Source organism: Oceanicola granulosus HTCC2516, assembly GCF_000153305.1.
Lineage (GTDB): Bacteria > Pseudomonadota > Alphaproteobacteria > Rhodobacterales > Rhodobacteraceae > Oceanicola > Oceanicola granulosus.
Genome location: NZ_CH724107.1, coordinates 1,569,281 through 1,593,073 on the forward strand (window position 1 = coordinate 1,569,281; position 23,793 = coordinate 1,593,073).

A 23,793-nucleotide genomic window follows, 5' to 3' on the forward strand; every position below is an offset into this window, starting at 1 on the left:
CCGGCCCATGGCCCCGCGCTAGCGTGACACCCCCACCAGCGCGTCAGCGAACTCCTGCGGATCGAACGGCGCGAGGTCGTCAATCTGCTCGCCCACCCCGATGGCGTGGATCGGCAGGCCGAACCGGTCGGCCAGCGCCACGAGCACGCCGCCCTTGGCGGTGCCGTCGAGCTTGGTCATCACCAGGCCCGACACGTCGGCGAGCTGCTGGAACGTCTTGACCTGGCTGAGGCCGTTCTGCCCCGTCGTGGCGTCGAGCACGAGCAGGGTGTTGTGCGGCGCATCCGGGTCCTTCTTGCGGATCACGCGGACGATCTTGGCCAGCTCCTCCATCAGGTCGGCCCGATTCTGGAGCCGCCCGGCGGTGTCGATGAGCAGCAGGTCCGCCCCGTCGGCCTGCGCCTTGCCCAGCGCGTCGAAGGCGAGGCTCGCCGGGTCGGACCCTTCCGGCGCGGTCAGCACCGGCACGCCGGCGCGCTCGCCCCAGACCTGGAGCTGCTCGACGGCGGCGGCGCGGAAGGTGTCGCCGGCGGCGATCACCACGTTCTTGCCGGCGGCGCGGAACTGGCTGGCGAGCTTGCCGATGGTGGTCGTCTTGCCCGAGCCGTTGACGCCGACGACGAGCACCACCTGCGGCCGGCTCGGGTAGAGCGGCAGCGGCCGCGCGACCGGCTCCATGATGCGCGCCACCTCGGCGGCGAGCGCGCGCTTGATCTCCTCCGTCGAGACCCGCTTGCCGTAGAGGTCCTCGGCGATGTTGGCGGTGACGCGCACCGCCGTCTCGACGCCGAGGTCGGCGGTGATGAGCAGCTCCTCCAGGCTCTCGAGCATCTCGTCGTCGAGCACCCGGCGCACCACCGGCGCGGCCGCCTCGCGGCCCATCAGCCGGCCGAGCAGGCCCGGCCGCGCCGGGGCCTCGGCCTCGGGCTCCGGTTCGGGCTCGGGCGCGACGATCTCCTCGAGCGCCTCGGGCGGCAGCGGCTCGGGGCTCGAACGCGGGATCACCGGCTCGGGATCGGCGGATGGCGGCTCGGGCGCGGCCGGGGGCGGCGCGGGCGCGGCGTCGGTCCCGGGCTCGGCGCTGCCGCCCTCCTCGACGATCGCGTCGATCCCCTCCTCGATCTTCGAGGAGGAGTTGAACAGCCGGTCCTTCAGCTTCTTGAAAAACGCCATGGGCCTCTCACGCAGGTTTTCCCTGACCTAACGCCGCGCCCGCCGATTTGCCAGTGGCCCCCGTAGGCCGGGCTTCAGCCCGGCCCTCCCTCAGATCTCGTCGCCGAAATGCTTCATCGTCAGCCGGATCGGGTTGGGCGCCGCCTGCCCGAGGCCGCAGATCGAGGCGTCGGCGAGCACGTCGCACAGGTCCTCGAGCAGCGCGCGGTCCCAGCTCTCGGCCTGCATCAGCTTCACCGCCTTCTCGCAGCCCACGCGGCAGGGCGTGCATTGCCCGCAGCTCTCCGCCTCGAAGAAGCGCAGCATGTTGAGCGCGGCGTCGCGGGCGCGGTCCTGGTCCGACAGCACCACGACCGCCGCGGAGCCGATGAAGGAGCCGTGGGGCTGGAGCGTGTCGAAGTCGAGCGGGATGTCGTCCATGTGCGCCGGCAGCAGGCCGGACGAAGGCCCGCCGGGCTGATAGGCCTTGAAGACGTGGCCCTCGGCCATGCCGCCGGCCGCGTCGATGACGTCGCGGATCGTCGAGCCGGCCGGCAACAGGTAGACGCCCGGCTCGGCCACGCGGCCCGAGACGGAATAGGAGCGCAGGCCCTTGCGGCCGTTCTTCTCGGTGGCCGACAGCACCTCCGGCCCCTCGCGGCAGATGCGCGCGACCCAGTGCAGGGTCTCGATGTTGTGCACCAGGGTCGGGCGGCCGAAGACACCGACCTGCGCGACGTAGGGGGGGCGGTGGCGCGGGATGCCGCGGTTGCCCTCGATCGACTCGATCATCGCGCTCTCTTCGCCGCAGATGTAGGCCCCCGCGCCCCGGCGCAGCTCCACGTAGCCCGGCGCGATCAGCCCCGCCGCCTCGAGCGCCGCCAACTCGCGGCGCAGGATCTCGAGCACGGCGGGATATTCGTCGCGCATGTAGAGGAACACGCGCTCGGCCTCGACGGCCCAAGCGGCGATCAGCATACCCTCGAGGAACAGGTGCGGCGTGCGCTCGAGGTAGTGGCGGTCCTTGAAAGTGCCCGGCTCGCCCTCGTCGCCGTTGACGGCGAGGTAGCGCGGGCCGGGATTGGCGCGCACGAAGCCCCACTTCCGCCCCGAGGGGAACCCCGCCCCGCCGAGCCCGCGCAGGCCGGCGGCGAGCACCGTCTCCTGCACCGCCTCCCAGTCGCCGCCCTCGCGCAGCCGCTCGAGCGCGGAGTAGCCGCCGGCGGCGCGGTAGGTACCGAAGGCCTCGTAGTCGGGGATCACCGGGTGCGTCTCGCCGGCTTCGACGGCGGCGCGGGCGGTCTCGGGGGTGGCGTGGTCGATGTGGCGGTGGCCGAGCTCGAGCACCGGCGCGGTGTCGCAGCGGCCCATGCAGGGCGCGCGCAACACCCGCACCTCGGCCGGGTCCAGCCCCTCCTCCAGGGCCGCAAGCAGCGCCTCGGCCCCGGCGAGCTCGCACGACAGCGATTCGCAGACCCGGATGGTCAGCGCGGGCGGCGGCAGCTCGTCTTCCTTCACCAGATCGAAGTGCGCGTAGAACGACGCCACCTCCCAGACCTCGGCCTGCCCGACGCGCAGCTCCTCGGCGAGGGCGCGCAGGTGGGCGGCGGAGAGGTAGCCGTAGCGGTCCTGCACGAGGTGCAGGTACTCGATCAGCAGGTCGCGGCGGCGCGGGCCGGGGCCGAGCAACGCGCGGACCTCCTCCAGCGCGGCGTCGTCGAGCTGGCGGCCTTTCGGCGTGCGCCGGCCCTTGCCCCGCCCGGATTTCCAGACACCGTCCCTGTTGTCGAGCGCCATCGCCGCCCCTCCCTGGTTCGCCTCGCGACCCTACCGACGCGCCGGCGGGCGGACCACGCGAAAACGACGCACGGGCGCACGGGCGCGAAATCGTGCGGGCGCGGATCGGCACCCGAGACCGCCGAAGGGAAACGTGCTAGCGACGACACATGCGCTCGCCGATGCCCGTCTTCGCCCTCGTCACCCTGCTGCCGCTGCCGCTGATCGCGCTCGCCGCGACGGTGGGCGGCGCGGTCTCGGCGCTGGCGCTGGCCTACATGACGCTGATCGCCGCCGCGCTCGACGAGCTGGTGGCGCTGGCGCTGCCCGAGGCGGAGGACAGGGCGGAGTTCCCGGCCGCCGACGGGCTGTCGGTGGCGCTCGCGCTCGGGCACTTCGCGCTGCTGGCGCTGGCGGTGGCGGCGCTGGCGGGGGACTGGCTGGGGGCGGCCGAGAAGCTGGCGCTGTTCGGCGCGGCGGGGCTGTTCTTCGGACAGCTCTCCAACGCCAACGCCCACGAGCTGATCCACCGGCCCGGCCGCCGGCTGCGCGGGCTTGGGCGCTGGGTCTACATCTCGCTGCTGTTCGGCCACCACGCCTCGGCACATCCGCTGGTCCACCATGTCCGCGTCGCGACCCGCGCCGATCCCAACTCGGCGCGTCCCGGCGAGGGTTACTACCGCTTCGCCGCCCGCGCCTGGCGCGGCTCGTTCCGCGAGGGGCTGCGGGCCGAGACGGCGCGGCTGGAGCGGGCCGGCCGGCCGCGCTGGCGGCATCCCTACCTCGTCTACGGCGCCGGCGCGGCGGCCTGCCTCGCGGCGGCGGCGCTCCTCGGCGGCTGGCCGGGGCTGGCGGCGCTGCTGAGCTTGGCCCTGTTCGCGCAGAGCCAGCTGCTGCTGTCGGACTACGTGCAGCATTACGGCCTCACCCGGGCCACCGGGCCGAACGGCAGGCCCGAGCCCGTCGCCGCGCGCCACAGCTGGAACGCGCCGCACTGGTTCACCTCGGCCCTGATGCTCAACGCGCCCCGCCACTCCGACCACCACGCCCACCCCGCGCGCCCGTTCCCGGCGCTGCGGCTGGCGCCGGAGGCGCCGATGCTGCCGCGCAGCCTGCCGGTGATGGCGGTGCTGGCGCTGTCGCCGCCGCACTGGCGCCGGGTGATGGACCCGCGCGCCGCCCGCTGGCGCGCCGCCCGCCCGGCCGACCTCGCGGCCGAGTGATCGCGCCCCACTGGCGAGCGGCACGCGCTTGCGGCACTCTCGCGGCCATGCGCATCCTCGCCCTGCCCCTCGCCCTCGTCCTCGCCACGCCGCTCGCCGCGGACGAGCCCCTCACGCCGGACGAGTTCTCCCGCCACGTCGCCGGACGCACCCTCACCTACATGCTCGACGGCGTCCCCTACGGCATCGAGCGCTACATGGACGACCGCCGCGTCATCTGGTCGTTCCTCGACGGGCAGTGCGCCATGGGGCGGTGGTACGGCGAGGGCAGCTTCATCTGCTTCGCCTACGACACCGACCCGGACGATCCGCAATGTTGGGAGATGTACCGCGAGGATGGCCGGCTGCGGACGGTGTACCGCACCGAGCCCGACCGCAGCCTGCTCTACGAGGCGCGGGAGGGTGACGAGGACCTGATCTGCGAGAATTTCGGCACCTGAGCCGCCGCCCGCGCGGCGCGGCGCCCGCGTTGACAGGATGCTGCAGGCGCGGCATGAACGTGCGACCCAGATACGAGGAGCTGTCGCCATGCAGAAGGTCTACCCCAACGCCACGGCCGCACTCGAGGGCCTTCTGCACGACGGCATGACCATCGCGGCCGGCGGTTTCGGCCTCTGCGGCATTCCCGAGCTGCTGATCCAGGCGCTCGTCGACAGCGGCGTGAAAGATCTCACCGTGGCCTCCAACAACGCCGGCGTGGACGATTTCGGCCTCGGGCTGCTGCTGCAGACGCGCCAGATCAGGAAGATGATGTCGTCCTACGTCGGCGAGAACGCCGAGTTCATGCGCCAGTACCTCTCGGGCGAGCTCGAGCTCGAGTTTAATCCGCAGGGCACGCTCGCCGAGCGGATGCGCGCGGGCGGCGCGGGCATCGCGGGCTTCTACACCAAGACCGGCGTCGGCACGCAGATCGCCGAGGGCAAGGAAGTGAAGTCCTTCGACGGCGAGGACTACATCCTCGAGCGCGGCATCTTCGCCGACCTCTCCATCGTCAAGGCGTGGAAGGCCGACGAGACCGGCAACGCCGTGTTCCGCAAGACCGCGCGCAACTTCAACCCGCCCGCCGCGATGTGCGGCCGGGTCTGCGTGATGGAGGTCGAGGAGATCGTCCCCGCCGGCAGCCTCGAGCCCGACCACATCCACCTCCCCGGGATCTACGTGCACCGCCTGATCCAGGGCGACCACGAGAAGCGTATCGAGCAGCGCACCGTGCGCAAGGCCGAGACCGCCTGAAGGATTCGATGGACCGCAAGACCTCCCCACCCCCGGGCGACCTGAGCGACGCCGACGCCGTCGCCATCTTCTCGGCGAGCCAGGTCGCGATGGTGCTGACCAACCCGCAGCTCGACGACAACCCGATCGTCTACGTCAACCGCGCCTTCGAGGAGCTGACGGGCTACGTCTCGCACATGGCGGTGGGGCGCAATTGCCGGTTCCTGCAGGGCGAGAAGACCCGCAAGGCCGACGTCGCGCGGCTGCGCGAGGCGGTCGCGACGGGCGAGGACGTCAGCCTCGAGATCCTGAACTACCGCGCGAATGGCGAGCCCTTCACCAACGCGCTGCTGATCTCGCCGATCCTCGACAGCGAGACCGGCGAGGCGACGCTGTTCCTAGGCCTGCAGCGCGAGATCGACGGCGAATCGAGGCACAGCCAGTCGCACCAGCTCGACGAGCTGGTCACCGAGATCCAGCACCGGGTGAAGAACCACCTGTCGATGGTCATCGGCCTGATCCGGATGCAGGCGCGCGACGCCGTCGACGGCGACGCGTTCCAGAACATCGCCCGCCGGGTCGAGAGCCTGCAGCTGCTCTACGAGGAAATGGTCGCCAGCCGCACCCGGACCAACGGCGACGAGATCCAGCTCGGCGCCTATCTGGGCCGCGTCGCCAACGCCATCGCCCACCTCGACGGCCGCCCCGGCGTGCGCATGAACATCGACGTGCCGCCGCTGATGATGGAGACGGAGAAGGCCGTGCAGATCGGCCTGATCGTCTCGGAGGTGCTGACCAACGCGATGCAGCACGCCTTCGCCGACCAGCAGACCGGCCTCGTCGAGCTGATGGTCTTCCAGACCAACGACGGCGGCGTGCGCGCGATCATCTCCGACGACGGCCAGGGCATTCCCGAGGATGTCGCCTGGCCCGGCAAGAAGAGCCTGGGCGGACGGCTCGTCGGCGGCCTCTGCGCCGGCCTCGGCGCATCGCTCCACGTCGCCCGCGGCAAGGTCGGCACCACCATCACCCTAGACGTGCCGAACGCGCGTTAAGTCAAGGAGTTCAGCAGCATGCCCTGGGATCGCAACGAGATGGCCGCGCGCGCGGCGCAGGAGCTGGAGGACGGCACCTATGTCAACCTCGGCATCGGCATCCCCACCCTCGTGCCGAACTACATCCCCGAGGGCGTCCACGTCACGCTGCAGTCGGAGAACGGGATGCTCGGGATGGGGCCGTTCCCGACCGAGGACGCGGTCGATCCCGACCTGATCAACGCCGGCAAGCAGACCATCACCGAACTGCCCCACACCTCCTACTTCGACAGCGCCACCAGCTTCGGCATGATTCGCGGCGGCAAGATCGCCATGGCGATCCTCGGCGCCATGGAAGTGGCCGAGAACGGCGACCTGGCGAACTGGATGATCCCGGGCAAGCTGGTCAAGGGCATGGGAGGCGCGATGGACCTCGTCGCGGGCGTGCGGCGGGTGATCGTGGTCATGGACCACCAGAACAAGGCCGGCGAGAGCAAGCTGCTCAAGGCCTGCACCCTGCCGCTGACCGGCACCGGCGTGGTCGACCGCATCATCACCAACCTCGGCGTGCTCGACGTGGTCGAGGGCGGGCTGAAGATCGTCGTATGCGCCCCCGGCGTCAGCGAGGACGACATCCGCGCCGCCACCGAGGCCACCATCGTCCCGTAGGCCGGGCTTCAGCCCGGCCCACCTCGCCCGCCGCAATACCGTTTCCATTTCCGCAACAGCGCCATCATCTCGCCGTATTCCGTCTCTAATCCGGCAGGCAATGGCAACGACCGCTCCCCTCCCCCCGGCGCCCGCCGCCGAGCCTCGCCGCTGGCGCGACATCGCGCTGCTCGCGGGGCTCTTCGCGCTCGTCCTCGGCGGGCTCGCCAGCCTCGCGCTGGCGACGGGCTGGGCCGAGACGAAGGCGCAGCTGATGAAGCTGGGCCTGCCGCAGGTCGCGGCGCTGCTGGCGCTGTCGCTGGCGAACTACCTCGCGCGGGGCCTGCGCTGGCACCTCTTCGCCCGCCGCCTCGGCCTCGCCACGACGCTGGCGCAGAACCTGCGCCACTTTCTCGGCGGCTTCGCCATGTCGGTGACGCCGGGCCGGGTGGGCGAGCTGATCCGGATGCGCTGGCTGCGCCGGGAGACCGGCTGGGCGCTCGAGCGGACCGCGCCGCTGGCGCTGCTCGACCGGGCCGGCGATCTCGCCGCGATGGCGGTGCTGCTGGCGCTGGCCGTGGCGCTCGCCTCGTCGGGCATCGCCTTCGCCCTGCCCGTCGCCGCGCTGGCCCTCGTCGCCGCCGTCGCCGCCACCCGTCCGCGCCTGCTCGCGGGGCTGACCACCCTCGCCTGGCGCGTCACCGGCTTCGCGCCGCGACCGATGGCGCGCCTGCGCGCCGCCGCGCGCTCGCTCGCGGCCTTCTCGAGCCTGCCCGTCGCCGCCACCGCGCTCGGGCTCGGCCTGCTCGGCTGGGCGGCGGAGGGGGTGGCGTTCCACCTGCTCCTCGGCTGGCTCGGCGCCGACATCGGGCTGGCCAAGGCGATGGCGATCTTCACCTTCTCGACCCTCGCCGGCGGCCTCACCGGCGCGCCCGGCGGCGTCGGCGGCGCCGAGGCCGCGATGGTCGCACTGCTCGCCATCGAGGGCATCCCGCTCGACGTCTCCGTTCCGGCCACCGCGATCATCCGCGTCACCACGCTCTGGTTCGCGATCGGCGTCGGCCTCGCGGTCTTCCCGCTCGCCGAGCGGCGCTCGCTGGGGCGCTAGGGACATGCGCTTCCGGCAGATGGACTACACCGGCTGGGGCCGCGTGCTGCACGCCAGCGGCGAGGTCGCCCGCCCCGAACGCTCCCGCGCCCTGGCCGCGCTCGCCGCCGAGGGGCCGGCGATGGGCAACCGCCGCTCCTACGGCGACGCGCCGCTCAACGGCGGCGGGCGGATCACCGACATGACGCGGATGAACCGCATCCTCGGCTTCGATCCGGAGACCGGCGTGCTGCATGCGGAGGCCGGCGTCACGCTCGGCGAGCTGGCCGAGATCTTCGCCCCGCGCGGCTGGCTGCCGCCGGTGATGCCGGGCACCGGCTTCGCCACCGTCGGCGGCGCCATCGCGATGGACGTGCACGGCAAGAACCACCAGCATGCCGGCTCCTTCGGCGCTCATGTCACCGAGCTCGAGCTGCTCGGACCCACCGGCGCGCGCACCGTCACCCCCGCCGACCTGCCGCTGTTCCGCGCCACCCTCGGCGGCCTCGGCCAGACCGGGATCGTCGCCTCGGCGAAGATCGCGATGCAGCGCTGCAAGGGCGACGTGATGGTGATGACCGAGCGGCGCGCGCCCGACTGGGACGGCCACCTCGCGCTGCTCGACGGCTCCGACGCGCCCTACGTCGTCGGCTGGATCGACGCCACCGCCACCGGCGCGGCGCTCGGGCGCGGCATCGTCGAGGAGGGCGAGACCGCCAGCGGCCTCGTCGCCCGGCCGCGCGCCGCGCGCCGGGTGCCCTTCGACGCGCCGGGCGCCGCGCTGTCGCCGCCCGTGGTGCGCGCCTTCAACCGCGCCTACTACGCGCGCGTCCCGAAGGCCGGGCGCACCAGCGTGCGGCCGATCGAGAAGCTGTTCTTCCCGCTCGACAAAATCCACGATTGGAACCGTCTCTACGGCAGGCGCGGCTTTCACCAGTTCCAGTGCGTCGTCCCGCTCGCCGCCGCCGATGCGCTGCGCGCGATGCTCGAACGGGTCGCCACCTCCGGCCTCGCCTCGCCGCTCGCGGTGCTGAAGCGGATGGGACCGGGGCGGGCCGGTTTCCTGTCGTTCCCGATGGAGGGCTACACGCTGGCCGTCGACTTCCCCGACCGCGCCGCCGCGCGCGCCCTGGTGGGCGAGCTCGAGGCGATGACCGAAGCGGCGGGCGGGCGCATCTACCTCGCCAAGGATTCGCTCGCCTCGGGCGCGCGGGTGCGGGCGATGTATCCCGAGCTCGACGCCTGGCGCGCGGCGGTGGCCGAGGCCGACCCGGACGGGCTCTACCTCACCGATCTCGTGCGGCGGCTGGGCCTGAGGGAGGCGGCATGAGCGAGACCTGGATCATCCTCGGAGCCACCTCCTCCATCGCGCGCGCGCTGGTGCGCCGGCTCGCCGCGCGCGGGGCGGGGCTGCTGCTCTGCGGACGCGACGCCGCAGAGCTCGACGCGCTGGCCGCCGACAGCCGCGCGCGCGGCGCGGGCGAGACGGCGGCGCTGACCTTCGACGTGCGCGCCCCCGACAGCTTCTCGCCGATCCTCGATGCGGCGCAGCGGTGCGAGGGGCCGCTCACGGTCGCCGTGTTCACCGGCTCGATGCCCGACCAGGCGGAGATCGACGCCGACCCCGCGCTCATCGCCCCCACCCTCGCCGACAGCCTCACCGGACCCGTCCGCTTCCTGCACGAGATCGCCCCGCTGCTCGCCGAGCGCGGCGGCAGCGTCGTCGGCGTCGGCTCGGTGGCGGGCGACCGGGGGCGGGTGACGAACTACGTCTACGGCGCCGCCAAGGCGGGCTTCGCCACCTACCTAAGCGGCCTGCGCAACCGGCTCGCGCGGGCGGGGGTGCACGTGATGACCGTCAAGCCCGGCCCCGTCGACACCGCGCTGACCTGGGGCATGACGCTGCCGCTGATGACCAGCCCCGAGGCGGTGGCGGGCGATATCCTCAAGGGGCTGAAGCGGCGGCGCAACGTGATCTACACCGCGCCCGTCTGGCGCTGGGTGATGCTGGTGATCCGGGCGGTGCCGGAGCCGATCTTCAAGCGCACCAGCTTCTGACGGCGCGCGCGGACGGGCGGCGTCGGGCCGTGCATATTTGGGGCCAGATGAAGCCTAGCCGCGCCAGGCGGCGAACCACTGCTCCCAGAGGCCGGCGGCGTAGAACATCAGGCTCAGCGTGATGAGCAGCAGCCCGATGCCGCGCTTGTCCTTGAGCGCGAAGACGATCGGATCGTAATCCTGCTTGCCGTACCAGCCGAGCCGCACCATCCGGAACAGCCACCACGCGATCGGCGCGAGCGCGAGCCAGAGGATCCAGCTGTCTGGGTAGAGCGCGCGGCCCTGGGCGGAGAGCGAGTAGGCGAAGAAGATCACCAGCGCGCCGACCATGCCGAGCACGGACACGTTGAGCAGGTCTTCGCGGTCGGGGCGGCCGTAGCCGCGGCCGGGGAGCGGCGCGTCGCTGGTGGCGAGGGTGAGCTCGGTCAGGCGCTTGACGCAGCCTAGGGTGAGGAAGACCGGGAAGATGAAGACCAGCATGAAGAACGACGCCTCCACCCCGCTCGCCGCCGCGCCGGCGACGACGCGGAGCGTGTAGAGGGCGGCGAGGGTGGCGATGTCGATCCAGCGCATCCGCTTGAGGCGGAGCGAGTAGGCGAGCGACAGGGCCATGTAGAGGACGAGCACGCCGAGGAAGGCCGGGCCCAGCAGCGCGCCGATGGCGAAGGCGAGCGCGGCGAGGGCGGCGGCGGCGGCCATGCCGGCGGTGAGCGGCACCGCGCCGCTGGCGAAGGGGCGCAGGCGCTTCTTGGGGTGCAGGCGGTCGGCCTCGAGATCGAGCAGGTCGTTGACCAGGTAGATCGCCGAGGCGGCGGCGGAGAAGCCGGCCATGCCGACGAGGACCAGCAGCAGCGTCGGGAGCGCGAAATCGTGCGCGGCGATGACGGGAAGCAGCAGCAGCACGTTCTTGACCCACTGGTGCGGGCGCATCGCGCGCAGCAGGTCGAGGGGCCGCCAGCCGCCGGCGATCTCGGTGACGTCGCGGCCCTCGGCGCGCAGGCGGGCGGCGGCCGGGCGGTTGCCGACGACGATGGCGCCGTGGCTCTTCGCCCAGACGGCGCGGTCGGCGCGGGCGTCGCCGGCATAGTCGAACCCGCCCTCGCCGTAGGCGGCGGCGAGCGCGTCGGCCTTGGCGGCGGCCTTGAGGTTGGTGTCGCCATCGGAGGCGAAGGCGCGGTCGACCCCGTGCCACGCGGCGAGCGGCTCGACGAGCGCGCGGTCGGAGGCGGAGGCGAGCGCCACCTCCCGGCCCTCGGCGCGAGCGGCCGCGGCGAGCGCGGCGACCTCGGGCTCGACGGGGAGCAGGTCGGTGCGCAGCGGCGCGATCTCGGCGAGGGCCGCCTTGAGGCGGGCCGGGTGGCGGATGTGGCGGGCGGTTGCGGCGAGGGTGGCGCCGGGGCGGGAGCCGAGGCCGGCCCAGAAGGTCTCGACCAGCATGTCGGTGCGCAGCAGGGTGCCGTCGGCGTCGAGCACCAGCGGACGGCCGGTGCGGGCGTGCGCATCGCGGATCGGGGCCGACATTGTCACCGTCAACTCTCCACCGCGAAGACGCATCCGTCGGAGATCAGCTCGGGCGGGGTCACGCACAGGCCGCGGGCGATGCGCCAGGCGGCGAGTACCTTGGGGACGTAGTTGCGCGTCTCGCCGTAGGGCGGCACGCCGGCGTGGCTGCGCACCGCGCCCTCGCCGGCATTGTAGGCCGCGAGCACGAGGATCGGGTCGTTGTCGAAGTGGCCCATGAGCCAGTCGAGGTAGGCGACGCCGCCCTTGATGTTGTCGGTCGCGTCGAGCCGGTCGACCACGCCGAAGCGTGCCGCGGTGGCCGGCATCAGCTGCATGAGCCCGCCGGCGCCGGCGCTGCTGATGGCCGTGGTCCGCCCGCCGCTCTCGACGGAGATGACCGCGAGGACCAGCGCGGGGGAGACGCGGGTGCCGACCGTTTCGCGCAGGATGGCGCGGCCGTGCAGGCGGGCGAGGTCGGACAGGCCCTGGAGGGCGGGGCTGCGCACCTCGAGGCCGCCGGGCGCCGTGTCGAGCGCGCGCAGGGCGGGCGCGAGCCGGCCGGGGCCGCTGTCGGCGGCGGCGGGCGAGATCTCGGACCAGAACCAGTCGATCTCCGGCGGCGACGCCGGTGCGGGGGCGACGGCGGCGGCGCCGACGCGGGCCGAGCCGGTGGCGATGACCGCGCTGCCGGCCACGGCCGGTGCACTCGGCGCGGCGGGGGCGCGGGGCGCGATCTGGACGTTGATCCGCCGCCCCGCCTGCCCCGGTGCCGGCACGCCGACGCGGCGGAAGGTGAAGTCGGCCTGCAGCCGGTTGCCGTCCGCCGACGCTTCGCCGGCGCAGGTCAGCGCCGTCAGGGCGAGGAGGATGGCGGAGAGTCCGCGCCTCGTCATGTCTGATCCCGGATAACTGCTCGTCGTCTCTTGTTACCTCACCTTATGGCAGAGCCCTCCCCTTCCGGCCAAGCGGGCAGCTGCCGGTGGCCCGCGATTCGCACCTTTTTTGCAACGTCATCGTCGCTGACAATCGTCAAGATCCGGCTAACGGGCGAGAAGATTCCGCCGGCCGCGCAACATCGAATTGCCGCGACCTGCGAGGGAAAATGAACGAAAGCAGCCAAACTCTGGCCCCAATCGACGGGCTATATCGGAGCATCCAAACCGGAGGCGGGCTGATCCCGAGAAGGCCGGCGAGGAGTAACACAACTCGAAGGCACACCCCTGAAGGAGGGAAATTTTCATGCTGAAGTTTATCAACAAGTTTCGTCGCGACGAAGATGGCGCTGTCACCGTCGACTGGGTCGTCCTGACCGCCGCCATCGTCGGCCTCGGCATCGCCGTCCTGTCGTCCGTCGGCGGCGCCACCGAGACCCTTGGCGAAGCGATCAGCACCGAGCTCGGCTCCATGGATCCCGGCGCCTAAGTCGGCGCGGCTGCGTCCATCGGCGCAGCGCCCGAAGCCGGACCCGACCGGCCAGAGAAGGGACCGCACCGAGGTGCGGTCCCTTTCTGTTGCGCCCCCTGGCCCGCATTTTCCGTTCAGGAGGCGTTAACGCTGAAGCTGCCGCCTTCGTCTTCTTACCAAGACGGCACCGCTGAATCGCCACATTCGCCGACCATACCGGCACCATGAACTTGATCCGCGCCGCCGGGACGGGCCGCGCGCCAGATGGAGTAGCGATACGATGACGCGTTTATTCGGCCACCTCTGCCGCGACGAAGACGGCGCGGTGACAGTGGACTGGGTCGTGCTGACGGCCGCCATCGTCGGCCTCGGCGTGACCCTCGCGGCCATGGTCGTGGCCGGCACACAGGGCACGGGCGACGAGATCGGCGCGTATCTGAGCACCGTAACGGTCGGCTCCCCCAGCTGACGCGCCCGGACGGACCGCTGCGGGCGGTTCCGGCGCATGACAACGAGAGCGAAAGGAAACACCATGAGAGCGGTATTCGGACTGGTCCTGATCGTCGGCGTCGGCCTCGCCGGCTTCGCGGTCTACATGGCCCAGGGCTACCTGCAGGACACCCAGGCCCAGCTGGCACGCGAGCGCGCCGTCGCCGCGCAGGCCACGCCGACCGTCGAGGTCTACGCGGTCACCCGCCAGATCGGCTACGGCGAGCAACTGACGCCCGACGACGTGACGCTGGTCAAGTACGCCGAGCCGTTCCTCCCCGACGGCGTGTTCCGCGCCGAGGAGGAGCTGTTCCCCGAGGGCGACACTCAGCTGCGGGTCGTGCTGCGGCCGATGGAGGTCAACGAGCCGGTGCTCGCGGTCAAGGTGACGGAGCCCGGCGAGGACGCCGGCATCACCTCGCGCCTGGGCCGGGGCATGCGCGCCTTCGCCATCCGCGTCGACGTCGCCTCGGGCGTGTCTGGCTTCCTGCGGCCGGGCGACAAGGTGGACATCTACTGGACCGGCCGCAACTCGCGGGGCGGCGAGGAGGTCACCAAGCTGATCGAGAGCAACGTCAACCTCATCGCCATCGACCAGAGCGCCGACGGCAGCGCGCTCAACACCACGATCGCGCGCACCGTGACCGTCGAGATCACGCCCCAGCAGGTGGCCGCGCTGGCGCAGGCGCAATCGACGGGCCGGCTGTCGCTGTCGCTGGTGGGCACCAACGACGACACCGTCGCCGAGGCGATCGAGGTCGACCAGCGCCGCCTGCTCGGCATCCCCGAGCAGCAGCAGGTGGTCGAGGCGGAGCCCGAGGAGGTCTGCACCATCCGCACCCGCCGCGCCGCCGAGCTCATCCAGATCCCCCTCCCCTGCACCCACTGAGACCGCAGGCTTCCCTCCCGGCCGCAGCCGCGCCCTTCCGGCCGCGCCGCCTCGTGCTTTTCCGGGCCCCTGTTGCGGTCAATCCACAGGCGGCGGAGCCACCACGGCAAGAATGTTGCCTTGTTGGCCGATTGCGGCCACCGTGGCTCAAACGACGGGCGAAAAGTCCGCGTCCGAGCGTGACATAGAGGCAGGTCACCAATGATGTACGACAAATTCCTACGGGCCGCGGTCGCCGGCCTCGCGCTGGCCATGGCCGCGCCGGCGACGATGGCGCCCGCCGAGGTGCTCACCGTCATGCGCGGCGCGCCGTCGCGGGCGCTGCAGGTGCCGATGAACCGGGCCGTGGTGGTCGAAAGCGACACGCCCTTCACCGAGGTCTCGATCGCCAATCCCGGCATCGCCGACATCTCCACCCTCTCCGACCGCACGCTCTACGTGCTCGGCAAGGAGCCGGGGCGCACGACGCTGACCCTGCTCGGCGCCGACGGGCGGCTGATCACCAACGTCGAGGTCCAGGTCACGCCCGACATCGACGAGTTCAAGGAGCGGCTGGCGCAGATCCTGCCGGGCGAGCACATCGAGGTGCGCACCGCCGCGAACGGGATCGTGCTGTCGGGCACCGTCTCCTCCATCGCGCGGCTCGACCGGGCGCTCGAGCTGGCCCAGCGCTACGCCCCCGACCGGGTGTCCAACCTGATGACGGTGGGCGGCGTGCAGCAGGTCATGCTCAAGGTGCGCTTCGCCGAGATGCAGCGCTCGGTGTCCAAGTCGCTCAGCTCCTCGCTCACCGCGCGCGGCACCGCGCTCGGCGAGAACCTCGGCCTCACCGCCGGGACCGGCACCCTCACCGGCAACGGCGCTATCGGCTCGGCGCTCAACGGCAACGTTCCGGCCGCCAATGCCAACAACGGCGCGCTCCTGCTCGGCTTCAACGCCGGCGGCGTCGAGATCGGGATGCTGCTCGAGGCGCTCGAGAGCCGCGGCGTGGTGCGCACCCTCGCCGAGCCCAACCTCACCGCCCTCTCCGGCCAGGAGGCCCGGTTCCTCGCCGGCGGCGAATACCCGGTGCCCGTCAGCCAGGACGGCGGCTCGATCTCGATCGAGTACAAGCCCTTCGGCGTCGAACTGAACTTCATCCCGCGGGTCGTCGACGGCGACCTCATCAACCTCGAACTGCAGGCGTCGGTCAGCTCCATCGACCCGACCAACGGCTTCGTGCAGGGCGGCTTCAGCATCGACGCCTTCCGCCGCCGCGAGACCTCGACGACCGTCGAGATGCGCGACGGCGAGAGCTTCGCCATCGCGGGGCTGCTGTCGGACGACTTCATCGACCTCAACAGCCAGCTGCCCTTCGTCGGCGACATCCCGGTGCTCGGCGCGCTGTTCCGCTCGGCGGAGTACGAGCGCAACCAGACCGAGCTGGTCATCATCGTCACGCCCCACCTCGTCACCCCGACGCGGGGCGAGGCGCTGGCGCTGCCCACCGACCGGGTGCGGCCGCCGAGCGAGCGCGACCTGTTCCTGTTCGGCCGCGTCACCGCGCCCGACGGCAGCCCGATCCCGAGCAGCTCCGCGCCCCAGAGCGGCGCCGCCGCCGAGGTCGCGCGGCAGGACTTCTCGGGCTCCTACGGCTACGTGTTGGACTAGAAAGGGCGGAGCGATGAACAAGCTGATGGCCGCGACGGCCGCTCTCGCCGGACTGGCCGGCTGCACCGCCACCGTCCAGACCACCCTCGATGCCGAGGCCGGCAGCACCTACCTCGCCAGCGACTTCGGCGCGGCGACGGTGAACAACATCGCCGTGCAGGCCGACGGCACCAACTACGTGCTGATCCTCGCCCAACGCTTCGCCGACGAAGTGCCCTCGATGGTCAACTTCGCCTTCGACTCCGCCAATCTCGGCCCCGAGGCGCGGGCGATCCTCGACGTGCAGGCGAGCTGGATCAACCAGTTCCCCGAGCTGCGCTTCTCGGTCTACGGCCACACCGACCTCGTCGGCAGCGACGCCTACAACCGCCGTCTCGGCGAGCGGCGCGCCCGCGCCGTCGTCGCCTACCTCGCCTCGCGCGGGGTCAGCACCGACCGGCTCGAGGCGCTGGTCTCCTTCGGCGAGACCCAGCCGCTGGTCCTGACCCAGGACCCCGAGCGCGCCAACCGGCGCACGGTCACCCAGGTCTCCGGCTTCTACGACGCCTCCGCCGCGGGCTACGGGCTCAACGGCAAGTACGCCGAGGTCGTCTTCCGCGAGTACGTGGAATCCGCCACCGCCCAGTCCTCGCTCGGCGCCTCCGAGGGCGGCGAGGTCGCGCCGCAATAGCGGCTCTTCCGAGAACGGACCGGACCGAGGCGGCCCCCGTGGCCGCCTTTTTCAACTGTCGCGGCGAGGCGCGCTGATCGTTCTCCGAAATCCTACAATCGCGATGTTTCCGCCCAACTCTGGCCAAGATTGCAGAGGATTTTCATTGTCAAGGAACAGGCGTGCCGGACGCACCGGGCCGGTTCTGGAAACGGCAGAATGCCGGCCGCGAGGCCCCGAACCCGAGCAACCGCCAGGCACACCCTTCCGAAAGGAACGTGAGGCAATGAGTAGCAACGCACTTCTCCAGCCAGAGGCCCAGCCGATCCTCGCCTGCACGGTCAGCCGCGACGTGCAGATCTTCGACCTGCTGATCGAGGACATGGAAACCGCCCTCGGCGAGGGCTGGGGCGATCTCGGCTTCAACGACGCGCTGGCCTTCCTCGAACAGGAAGAGGCCCTGCAGCTCAAGTTCCTCTGCATCGCCCTCGACGAACAGGACGAGAGCGACCTGTCGCTCATCACCGACATCATCGCCGCCGCGAAGGCGAAGGAAATCCGCGTCATCATCGTCGCCGAGGACGTCAGCCCCGCCTCGCTGCACCAGCTGCTGCGCGAGGGCGGCGACGAGTTCGTCCCCTACCCGCTTCCCGAGAACGAGCTGGCGCAGGCGATCGAGCGCGTGCTGGCCCCGCCGCCCGTCCCCGAGGAGCCCGCCAAGGCCGGCGGCAACGCCACGATCAAGGCCGAAGGCGACCGCGACGGCGTCATCATCCCGGTGCACGGCATGGCCCGGGCGGCGTCGGCGCGACGACGCTCGCCGTCAACATGGCCTGGGAGCTGGCGCAGGTGGGCGGCAAGGACGCGCCGCGGGTCTGCCTGATGGACCTCGACCTGCAGTTCGGCTCGGCCTCGACCTACCTCGACCTGCCGCGCCGCGAGGCGGTGTTCGAGCTGCTCACCAACACCGACGCGATGGACGGCGAGAGCTTCGTCGCCGCGCTGCAGACCTACCAGGACAAGCTGCACGTCCTCACCGCCCCGACCGAGCTGATCCCGCTCGACCTCATCAGTTCGGAGGACGTCCGCAAGCTGATCGACACCGCGCGGGCCAACTTCGACTACGTGCTCATCGACATGCCCTCGACGATGGTCGACTGGTCGCAGTCCGTCATCGAGGCCGCGCATGTCTACTTTGCGGTGCTGGAGATGGACATGCGCTCGGCCCAGAACACGCTGCGCATCAAGCGCGCGCTGCAGGCCGAGGATCTGCCCTTCGAGAAGCTGCGCTTCGTGCTCAACCGCGCGCCCAAGTTCACCGACCTCAACGGCAAGAGCCGGGTCAAGCGGCTCGCCGAATCGCTCGGGATCTCGATCGAGGTGCAGCTGCCCGACGGCGGCCGGCCCGTCATGCAGAACGCCGACCACGGCACCCCCATGGCCGAGGGCATCGCCAAGAACCCGCTCCGCAAGGAGATCGCCAAGCTCTCGGCGCAGCTCCACGAGGTCAACCAGTCCGAGGCCCGCAAGGCCCGCTGAACCGCTCGCGAGGGATAAACGATGTTCTCCAAGTACAAGAAGCCCGCGCCCGCCACGCCCGCCGCCGCTCCCGCGCCGGCGACGCAGCCCGTCGCCGCGACCGCCGCGTTGCCCGCCAACAGCTCCGCCCCGGCGGCCGCCCCGCCCAAGGCGGTGCGGATGAAGCCGGTCCGCGAGGCCAAGGCGACGCCGGCGGACAAGGAGAAGAAGCGCAAGGAGCGGCTCGCCGAGATCAAGCTCGAGGTCCACAAGGCGCTGCTCGACAACCTCAACCTCGCCGCGCTCGAGAAGGCCAGCGAGCAGGAGCTGCGCACCGAGATCAGCGCCATCGCGACCGAGACGCTCGAGGACATGGGCGTCGTGCTCAACCGCGAGGAGCGCCAGACCCTCAACCAGGACCTCTACTTCGAGGTCACCGGCCTCGGCCCGCTCGAGCCGCTACTCAAGGACGACGACGTCAACGACATCCTCATCAACGGCCCGCACCAGATCTTCGTGGAGCGCGCCGGCAAGCTGACCCTGTCGGACATCACCTTCAAGGACGAGCGCCACCTGCTGCGGATCATCGACAAGATCGTCTCCGCCGTCGGCCGCCGCGTCGACGAGAGCAACCCCTACGTCGACGCCCGCCTCGCCGACGGCTCGCGCTTCAACGCGATGGTCTCGCCGATCGCGGTGGACGGCTCGCTCGTCTCGATCCGGAAGTTCAAGAAGGACAAGCTCGGGATCGACGAGCTGGTCAATTTCGGCGCCTTCTCCGAGGAGATGGCCGCCTACCTGGAGGCCGCCGTCGCCACCCGGCTCAACGTGATCGTCTCCGGCGGCACCGGCTCGGGCAAGACGACGACGCTCAACGCGCTGTCGTCGTTCATCGACAATTCCGAGCGCATCCTCACCATCGAGGACACCGCCGAACTCCAGCTCCAGCAGACCCATGTCGGCCGCATGGAGAGCCGCCCCGCCAACGTCGAGGGCAAGGGCGCGGTGACCCAGCGCGACTGCCTGCGGAACGCGCTGCGGATGCGTCCCGACCGGATCATCGTCGGCGAGACGCGCGGCGAGGAGGTCATCGACATGCTGCAGGCCATGAACACCGGCCACGACGGCTCGATGACCACGATCCACGCCAACTCCGGCCGCGACGCGATCTCGCGCCTCGAGAACATGGTCGCGATGGCTGGGATCGAGATGCCGATCAAGGCGGTCCGCTCGCAGATCGCCAGCGCCGTGAACCTGATCGTGCAGGCCAGCCGCCTGCAGGACGGCTCGCGGCGGATGGTGTCGATCACCGAGGTCACCGGCATGGAGGGCGACGTGATCTCGATGCAGGAGATCTTCCGCTACCAGCGCGTCGGCCTCACCCCCGAGAACAAGATCATCGGCCATTTCACGGCCACCGGCGTGCGCAGCCACTTCTCGGAGCGCTTCAAGCTCTGGGGCTACGACCTGCCGTCCGCCATCTACGAACCCGCATTCGACTAGGGCGCCCCAATGACACTCTCCGCCGACTTCATCATCTACGGCCTGATCTTCGTCGGCGTGCTCGTCATGGTCGAAGGCCTCTACCTCGTCGTCTTCGGCCGCTCGATCTCGCTCAACTCCAAGGTCAACCGCCGCCTCGAGATGCTCGAGCGCGGCCAAGGCCGCGAGCAGGTGCTCGACCAGCTCCGCAAGGAGATGAGCCAGCACCTCAAGAGCCAGTCCGTCCCGATCTACTCGCTGCTCGCCGCCAAGGCGCAGAAGGCCAACATCGCCTTCTCGCCGAGCCAGCTGATCATGGTGATGGGCCTGCTGTCGGCCGTCGCCTTCGCCGGGCTGACGCTGCAGACCGAAGCCGGGCTGCCGGTGCGCCTCGCCGTCGCCGTCGCGATGGGCGTGAGCGGCGTGTTCATGTGGGTCAATTCCAAGGCCAAGAAGCGCATGTCGATGATCGAGGAGCAGCTCCCCGACGCGGTCGAGCTGATGGTGCGCTCGCTGCGCGTGGGCCACCCGTTCTCCTCGGCGATCAACATCGTCGCCAAGGAAGTCGCCGACCCGCTCGGCACCGAGATGGGAGTCATCGCCGACGAGGCCGCCTACGGCCGCGACATGGGCGAGAGCCTCAAGGCGATGGCCGAACGGATGGACATGCAGGACCTGCGCTTCCTCGCCGTCGCCGTCACCATCCAGCAGACCTCGGGCGGCAACCTCGCCGAGATCCTCGACGGCCTCGCCAAGGTGATCCGCGCCCGTTTCCGGCTGTTCCGCCGGGTCAAGGCGATCACCGCCGAGGCCAAGTGGTCGGGGATGTTCCTGTCGGGCTTCCCGCTGCTCGCGCTGGTGGCGATCAACCTGCTGCAGCCGAACTACTACGACGACGTCATGGAGACGGCGGTGTTCATCCCCGCCTGCCTCGTCGTCGGCGCCTTCCTCGTGGTGAACGTCTTCGTCATGCGCCACCTGACCAACATCAAGGTCTGATCCAGTCCGCCAACAGGAGGTCGCCCCGTGACCCGCCTCGCTTCCCTCGCCCCGCTGCTCCTCGCCCTCGCCCTGCTGCTGCCCGGCAACGCCGCCGCGCAGGAGGCCGCCGAAGGGGCGATCACCGCCGAAGACCTGGCCGGCGCGACGACCACCCTGCGCGCCCTCGACAGCGCCGGCTATCCCGAGATGCGCCTCGAACTGTCGGTGATCCAGGACGGCGCGCCCGTCGACGGGCTGGACCGAACGCACTTCCTCGTGCGCGAGAACGGCACCTTCATCGACAGCTTCGAGGTCAGCGACCAGGTCGAGCCGCTCGCGCTCGTGCTCGCGCTGGACAGCTCCGGCAGCATGCTCGAGGCGCTCCCCCAGACCCAGGCGGCCGCCCGCGCGCTCGTCGGCTCCCTCGCCGACGGCGACCGGGCGCACATCCTGAACTTCGGCGACTCGATCAACGTCGCCGTCGGCATGACGGCCGACCGCAACCGGCTCGACCAGGCGATCAGCGGGCTGCGGGCCTGGGGCGCGACGCGGCTGAACGACGCCGTCTTCGCCTCCGCCGGGGCGCTGGCGGGGGCCGAGGGGCGCGGGGCGATCGTGCTGCTCTCCGAAGGGCCCGACGCCGATCCCAGCGGTGCGCCGTTGAGCGTCGTCGATTCCGAGGCCGCGCTTGCCGCCGTCGTCGAGAGCGGCGCGCCGGTCTACGCCGTCGGGCTCGGCCCCGGGGCCGATGCCGCGCTGCTGAGGCGTCTCGCCGAGGCTACGGGCGGCGCCTACTTCCCCGTCGCCGACGCCGCGGCCCTGCCCGCCACCTTCTCCGACATCGCCACCCGCCTGCGCCACCAGTACGCGCTGACCTACCGCTCGCCCCTGCCCGCCGACGGCGGCAACCGGCGGATCGAGGTCGGCGTGCTCGGCTCCAGCCTCGACGTCTCCGCCGGCCCGCGCGTGGTGCGGATGCCGGGCGACCGCGCGAGCAGCTTGCGGATGACGCCACCCGGTTCCGACGGCCGTCTCGTCGCGCCGCCGACCGCCTTGCCAGAGGCCGGTGGGGCTGACGTGGCCGCCACGAGCGTCGAGGTTGCCGCCGCGGCCGACGGGATCGTCGAGCAGATGGAGGGCATCGCCGGTGCGGAGTTCGACCCGTCGGCCGGCGCCGCCGCCGTCGACGCGACCGCCGTCGCCGCCGCTCTCGGAATCGATGTCGCCGCGCTGGACCAGGCCGCCGTCGCCGACATGGACGCCGCCGCGCTCGCCGAAATCGCCGCCATCGCGAACGGCAGCCAGACCGCGCCGCCCTCCGCCGAGACCATCGCCGCCGCGATGGGCGCGCTCGATGCCGGGGCCGCCGGCCAGACCGACGTGACCGCCGCCATCGACTTCGGCGCCGGTGCCGGAGGTGGCGCGACCGCCGCCGGCGCCGCGGTCGCCGCCGATATGCTCGCCGGTGCGAACGGCGGATCGGGGGCCGGTGCCGCCGCGGCCGCCCTGGCCGCCGGCGCGGGAGCCGGTGGCCTGGCCGGCGGGGGTGCGGGGGGCGACAGCGACATCAGCCTCGCCGTCGCCCTCAACGGTGCCGGTGGCATGGCGGCCTCGGCCTGCAGCGCCGACGGGGCGCTCGGCCGCGAGGTCGCCGCGATCACCACCGCCAACCGCAGCTTCGGCGCGGGCATCATCGACGCCGCCACCCGCGAGGCGATGACCCTCGCCGCGAGCGAACGCCTCGCCCGCGCCGCCGCCGAGTCCGGCTCGCCCGGTTGCATGGCGGCCGCGCTCGACGCCGGCCGGGCGCTGCGCGAGGCGGGCAGCATCTCCCCCGCCGCGTTCCAGGCGATGGCCGCGATCCTGCGGGCCGCCGCCGCCGAGGCCTGCCCGGCCGCCACCGGCGACGCCCTTGTCGATTGCGGCACCGTGCTGGAGGCCGAGTTCGAGGCCCCCGCCGCCGAGGCGCCCGCGCCCGCCGCTACCGAACCCGTCGACATCGCCACCGCCGAGGTCGATGCCGGCCCCGACCCGGTGCAGATCTTCATGGACTGGATGCGCGAGAAGCTCGGCCCCTTCGGCCCCTGGATCGCGGTCGGCGGCCTCGGGCTGGTGCTGATCCTGCTGACCCTGCCGATGTTCCTCGCGAAGGAGGAGGACCCGCTCGACCGGCTCAAGCGCCGCGAGAGCGACGAGACCAAGAACCTGATGAAGGGCGAGAAGCTCCGTCAGAAGAAGGGCACCGACAAGCTCGACAAGTACTCCAACTTCCTCGAGCCGCAGGACAAGGCCGAGTACTCCGCGATCCAGCTCAAGCTGCTGCAGGCCGGCTACCGCACCAAGAACGCGGTGCGCCTCTACCACTTCGCGCAGTTCGCGCTCGGCATCGTCATGCTGCTGCTCGGCGTCGCCTACGCGATCTGGAAGAACCAGACCGGCGATCCGACGACCCAGAGCACGATCCTGTCGATCCTGATCCCCGGCTCGGCGGGCTACATGCTGCCGAAATACTGGGTCAACAAGCGTCAGCAGGAGCGCCAGCAGGAGATCGAGAACGGCTTCCCCGACTCGCTCGACATGATGCTGGTCTGCGTCGAGGCCGGCCAGTCGCTCGACCAGTCGATCATCCGCGTCGCCCGCGAGCTCAAGACGGGCTTCCCGGCGCTGGCCTGGGAGTACGAGCTGGTCGCCTACGAGATGAAGGCGGGCAAGGACAAGATCTCGGTGCTCAAGGACATGTCCGAGCGCTGCGGCGTCAACGACGTGGCCTCCTTCGTCACCGTGCTGATCCAGTCGCAGCAGTTCGGCACCTCGATCGCCGAGGCGCTGCGGGTCTATGCCGGCGAGATGCGCGACAAGCGGGTGATGCGGGCCGAGGAGAAGGCCAACACGCTGCCCACCAAGATGACGCTCGCCACGATGATGCTCACGGTGCCGCCGCTGCTCATCATCCTGATCGGCCCCTCGGTGTTCGACATCTACGACACCCTCATCGCGCCGGACTACTGAGCGGACGGGCGCGCCCGGCGAACGGGCGC

At 71.4% G+C, this 23,793-nt stretch carries 20 protein-coding genes and 2 pseudogenes; 18 read left to right on the forward strand and 4 right to left on the reverse strand.

Going from position 1 to position 23,793, the window contains the following annotated elements; genetic code table 11:
• Nucleotides 1–18 precede the first annotated feature (18 nt).
• Nucleotides 19–1,173, reverse strand: coding sequence for a signal recognition particle-docking protein FtsY (gene ftsY / locus OG2516_RS07410; RefSeq protein ID WP_007255019.1), 1,155 nt, complete (start codon nt 1,171–1,173; stop codon nt 19–21).
• Nucleotides 1,174–1,263: 90 nt separating this feature from the next.
• Nucleotides 1,264–2,949 carry an NAD(P)H-dependent oxidoreductase subunit E gene (locus OG2516_RS07415; protein ID WP_007255020.1) on the reverse strand — a complete coding sequence of 562 codons (1,686 nt, stop codon included), beginning with the start codon at nt 2,947–2,949 and terminating at the stop codon, nt 1,264–1,266.
• A gap of 149 nt (nt 2,950–3,098) precedes the next feature.
• Between OG2516_RS07415 and OG2516_RS07420 the strand changes: the two genes are divergently transcribed.
• The 8 genes from OG2516_RS07420 to OG2516_RS07455 all read left to right on the forward strand — a co-directional run bounded on the left by OG2516_RS07420 (nt 3,099) and on the right by OG2516_RS07455 (nt 10,190).
• Nucleotides 3,099–4,151: an alkane 1-monooxygenase gene (locus tag OG2516_RS07420; RefSeq protein WP_007255021.1), complete on the forward strand. Its 1,053-nt coding sequence runs from the start codon at nt 3,099–3,101 to the stop codon at nt 4,149–4,151.
• 47 nt (nt 4,152–4,198) lie between these two features.
• Nucleotides 4,199–4,591, forward strand: a complete 393-nt coding sequence (locus OG2516_RS07425; RefSeq protein ID WP_007255022.1) for a hypothetical protein — start codon at nt 4,199–4,201, stop codon at nt 4,589–4,591.
• A gap of 88 nt (nt 4,592–4,679) precedes the next feature.
• Entirely contained in the window at nt 4,680–5,384 is a 705-nt protein-coding gene (locus OG2516_RS07430; RefSeq protein ID WP_007255023.1) for a CoA transferase subunit A, read from the forward strand.
• Between the two features lie 8 nt (nt 5,385–5,392).
• A complete protein-coding gene (locus tag OG2516_RS07435; protein ID WP_007255024.1) occupies nt 5,393–6,418 on the forward strand; it encodes a sensor histidine kinase in 1,026 nt (341 codons plus the stop codon).
• An 18-nt stretch (nt 6,419–6,436) separates the two neighbouring features.
• The gene (locus OG2516_RS07440; RefSeq protein ID WP_007255025.1) at nt 6,437–7,066 is read left to right on the forward strand and encodes a CoA transferase subunit B; all 630 of its coding nucleotides are present in this window, start codon (nt 6,437–6,439) and stop codon (nt 7,064–7,066) included.
• 100 nt (nt 7,067–7,166) lie between these two features.
• The gene (locus OG2516_RS07445) at nt 7,167–8,153 is read left to right on the forward strand and encodes a lysylphosphatidylglycerol synthase transmembrane domain-containing protein (RefSeq protein WP_007255026.1); all 987 of its coding nucleotides are present in this window, start codon (nt 7,167–7,169) and stop codon (nt 8,151–8,153) included.
• A gap of 4 nt (nt 8,154–8,157) precedes the next feature.
• Complete coding sequence (locus tag OG2516_RS07450; protein ID WP_007255027.1) at nt 8,158–9,462, forward strand: FAD-binding protein; 1,305 nt, start codon at nt 8,158–8,160, stop codon at nt 9,460–9,462.
• Nucleotides 9,459–10,190: an SDR family NAD(P)-dependent oxidoreductase gene (locus OG2516_RS07455; RefSeq protein ID WP_007255028.1), complete on the forward strand. Its 732-nt coding sequence runs from the start codon at nt 9,459–9,461 to the stop codon at nt 10,188–10,190. Before OG2516_RS07450 ends, OG2516_RS07455 begins: the two co-directional genes overlap by 4 nt.
• A gap of 54 nt (nt 10,191–10,244) precedes the next feature.
• Here OG2516_RS07455 and OG2516_RS07460 read toward each other — a convergent pair whose 3' ends face one another.
• A complete protein-coding gene (locus OG2516_RS07460) occupies nt 10,245–11,711 on the reverse strand; it encodes a UbiA family prenyltransferase (RefSeq protein ID WP_007255029.1) in 1,467 nt (488 codons plus the stop codon).
• An 8-nt stretch (nt 11,712–11,719) separates the two neighbouring features.
• Entirely contained in the window at nt 11,720–12,586 is an 867-nt protein-coding gene (locus OG2516_RS07465) for a lytic transglycosylase domain-containing protein (protein ID WP_007255030.1), read from the reverse strand.
• A 346-nt stretch (nt 12,587–12,932) separates the two neighbouring features.
• On the opposite strand from OG2516_RS07465, the gene OG2516_RS07470 reads away from it, so the two are divergent.
• From OG2516_RS07470 to OG2516_RS20705, 10 genes and pseudogenes are all read left to right on the forward strand, one after another.
• Nucleotides 12,933–13,115: a Flp family type IVb pilin gene (locus OG2516_RS07470; RefSeq protein ID WP_007255031.1), complete on the forward strand. Its 183-nt coding sequence runs from the start codon at nt 12,933–12,935 to the stop codon at nt 13,113–13,115.
• 262 nt (nt 13,116–13,377) lie between these two features.
• On the forward strand, nt 13,378–13,566 hold the full coding sequence (locus tag OG2516_RS07475) for a hypothetical protein (RefSeq protein ID WP_007255032.1): 189 nt from the start codon (nt 13,378–13,380) through the stop codon (nt 13,564–13,566).
• A gap of 63 nt (nt 13,567–13,629) precedes the next feature.
• Complete coding sequence (gene cpaB / locus OG2516_RS07480) at nt 13,630–14,475, forward strand: Flp pilus assembly protein CpaB (RefSeq protein WP_007255033.1); 846 nt, start codon at nt 13,630–13,632, stop codon at nt 14,473–14,475.
• Between the two features lie 201 nt (nt 14,476–14,676).
• Nucleotides 14,677–16,125 (forward strand): type II and III secretion system protein family protein, encoded by a 1,449-nt coding sequence (locus tag OG2516_RS07485; protein WP_007255034.1) that lies wholly within the window; start codon nt 14,677–14,679, stop codon nt 16,123–16,125.
• A gap of 13 nt (nt 16,126–16,138) precedes the next feature.
• Complete coding sequence (locus OG2516_RS07490; protein ID WP_007255035.1) at nt 16,139–16,795, forward strand: OmpA family protein; 657 nt, start codon at nt 16,139–16,141, stop codon at nt 16,793–16,795.
• A 265-nt stretch (nt 16,796–17,060) separates the two neighbouring features.
• Nucleotides 17,061–18,313, forward strand: a pseudogene (locus OG2516_RS07495) (CpaE/TadZ family protein).
• A 21-nt stretch (nt 18,314–18,334) separates the two neighbouring features.
• Entirely contained in the window at nt 18,335–19,795 is a 1,461-nt protein-coding gene (locus OG2516_RS07500) for a TadA family conjugal transfer-associated ATPase (RefSeq protein WP_007255038.1), read from the forward strand.
• Between the two features lie 9 nt (nt 19,796–19,804).
• Nucleotides 19,805–20,773 (forward strand): type II secretion system F family protein, encoded by a 969-nt coding sequence (locus OG2516_RS07505; RefSeq protein ID WP_007255039.1) that lies wholly within the window; start codon nt 19,805–19,807, stop codon nt 20,771–20,773.
• 189 nt (nt 20,774–20,962) lie between these two features.
• A pseudogene (locus OG2516_RS20700) lies at nt 20,963–21,574 on the forward strand (vWA domain-containing protein); the annotation flags it as partial.
• 1,227 nt (nt 21,575–22,801) lie between these two features.
• The gene (locus OG2516_RS20705) at nt 22,802–23,764 is read left to right on the forward strand and encodes a type II secretion system F family protein (protein ID WP_040615675.1); all 963 of its coding nucleotides are present in this window, start codon (nt 22,802–22,804) and stop codon (nt 23,762–23,764) included.
• Nucleotides 23,765–23,793 lie beyond the last annotated feature (29 nt).

Coding starts and splice junctions, on each gene's coding strand:
- ftsY (WP_007255019.1), bottom strand. CDS start 1,173: ATGGCGTTTTTCAAGAAGCTGAAGGACCGGCTGTTCAACTCCTCCTCG.
- OG2516_RS07415 (WP_007255020.1), bottom strand. CDS start 2,949: ATGGCGCTCGACAACAGGGACGGTGTCTGGAAATCCGGGCGGGGCAAG.
- OG2516_RS07420 (WP_007255021.1), top strand. CDS start 3,099: ATGCGCTCGCCGATGCCCGTCTTCGCCCTCGTCACCCTGCTGCCGCTG.
- OG2516_RS07425 (WP_007255022.1), top strand. CDS start 4,199: ATGCGCATCCTCGCCCTGCCCCTCGCCCTCGTCCTCGCCACGCCGCTC.
- OG2516_RS07430 (WP_007255023.1), top strand. CDS start 4,680: ATGCAGAAGGTCTACCCCAACGCCACGGCCGCACTCGAGGGCCTTCTG.
- OG2516_RS07435 (WP_007255024.1), top strand. CDS start 5,393: ATGGACCGCAAGACCTCCCCACCCCCGGGCGACCTGAGCGACGCCGAC.
- OG2516_RS07440 (WP_007255025.1), top strand. CDS start 6,437: ATGCCCTGGGATCGCAACGAGATGGCCGCGCGCGCGGCGCAGGAGCTG.
- OG2516_RS07445 (WP_007255026.1), top strand. CDS start 7,167: ATGGCAACGACCGCTCCCCTCCCCCCGGCGCCCGCCGCCGAGCCTCGC.
- OG2516_RS07450 (WP_007255027.1), top strand. CDS start 8,158: ATGCGCTTCCGGCAGATGGACTACACCGGCTGGGGCCGCGTGCTGCAC.
- OG2516_RS07455 (WP_007255028.1), top strand. CDS start 9,459: ATGAGCGAGACCTGGATCATCCTCGGAGCCACCTCCTCCATCGCGCGC.
- OG2516_RS07460 (WP_007255029.1), bottom strand. CDS start 11,711: ATGTCGGCCCCGATCCGCGATGCGCACGCCCGCACCGGCCGTCCGCTG.
- OG2516_RS07465 (WP_007255030.1), bottom strand. CDS start 12,586: ATGACGAGGCGCGGACTCTCCGCCATCCTCCTCGCCCTGACGGCGCTG.
- OG2516_RS07470 (WP_007255031.1), top strand. CDS start 12,933: ATGCTGAAGTTTATCAACAAGTTTCGTCGCGACGAAGATGGCGCTGTC.
- OG2516_RS07475 (WP_007255032.1), top strand. CDS start 13,378: ATGACGCGTTTATTCGGCCACCTCTGCCGCGACGAAGACGGCGCGGTG.
- cpaB (WP_007255033.1), top strand. CDS start 13,630: ATGAGAGCGGTATTCGGACTGGTCCTGATCGTCGGCGTCGGCCTCGCC.
- OG2516_RS07485 (WP_007255034.1), top strand. CDS start 14,677: ATGATGTACGACAAATTCCTACGGGCCGCGGTCGCCGGCCTCGCGCTG.
- OG2516_RS07490 (WP_007255035.1), top strand. CDS start 16,139: ATGAACAAGCTGATGGCCGCGACGGCCGCTCTCGCCGGACTGGCCGGC.
- OG2516_RS07500 (WP_007255038.1), top strand. CDS start 18,335: ATGTTCTCCAAGTACAAGAAGCCCGCGCCCGCCACGCCCGCCGCCGCT.
- OG2516_RS07505 (WP_007255039.1), top strand. CDS start 19,805: ATGACACTCTCCGCCGACTTCATCATCTACGGCCTGATCTTCGTCGGC.
- OG2516_RS20705 (WP_040615675.1), top strand. CDS start 22,802: ATGGACTGGATGCGCGAGAAGCTCGGCCCCTTCGGCCCCTGGATCGCG.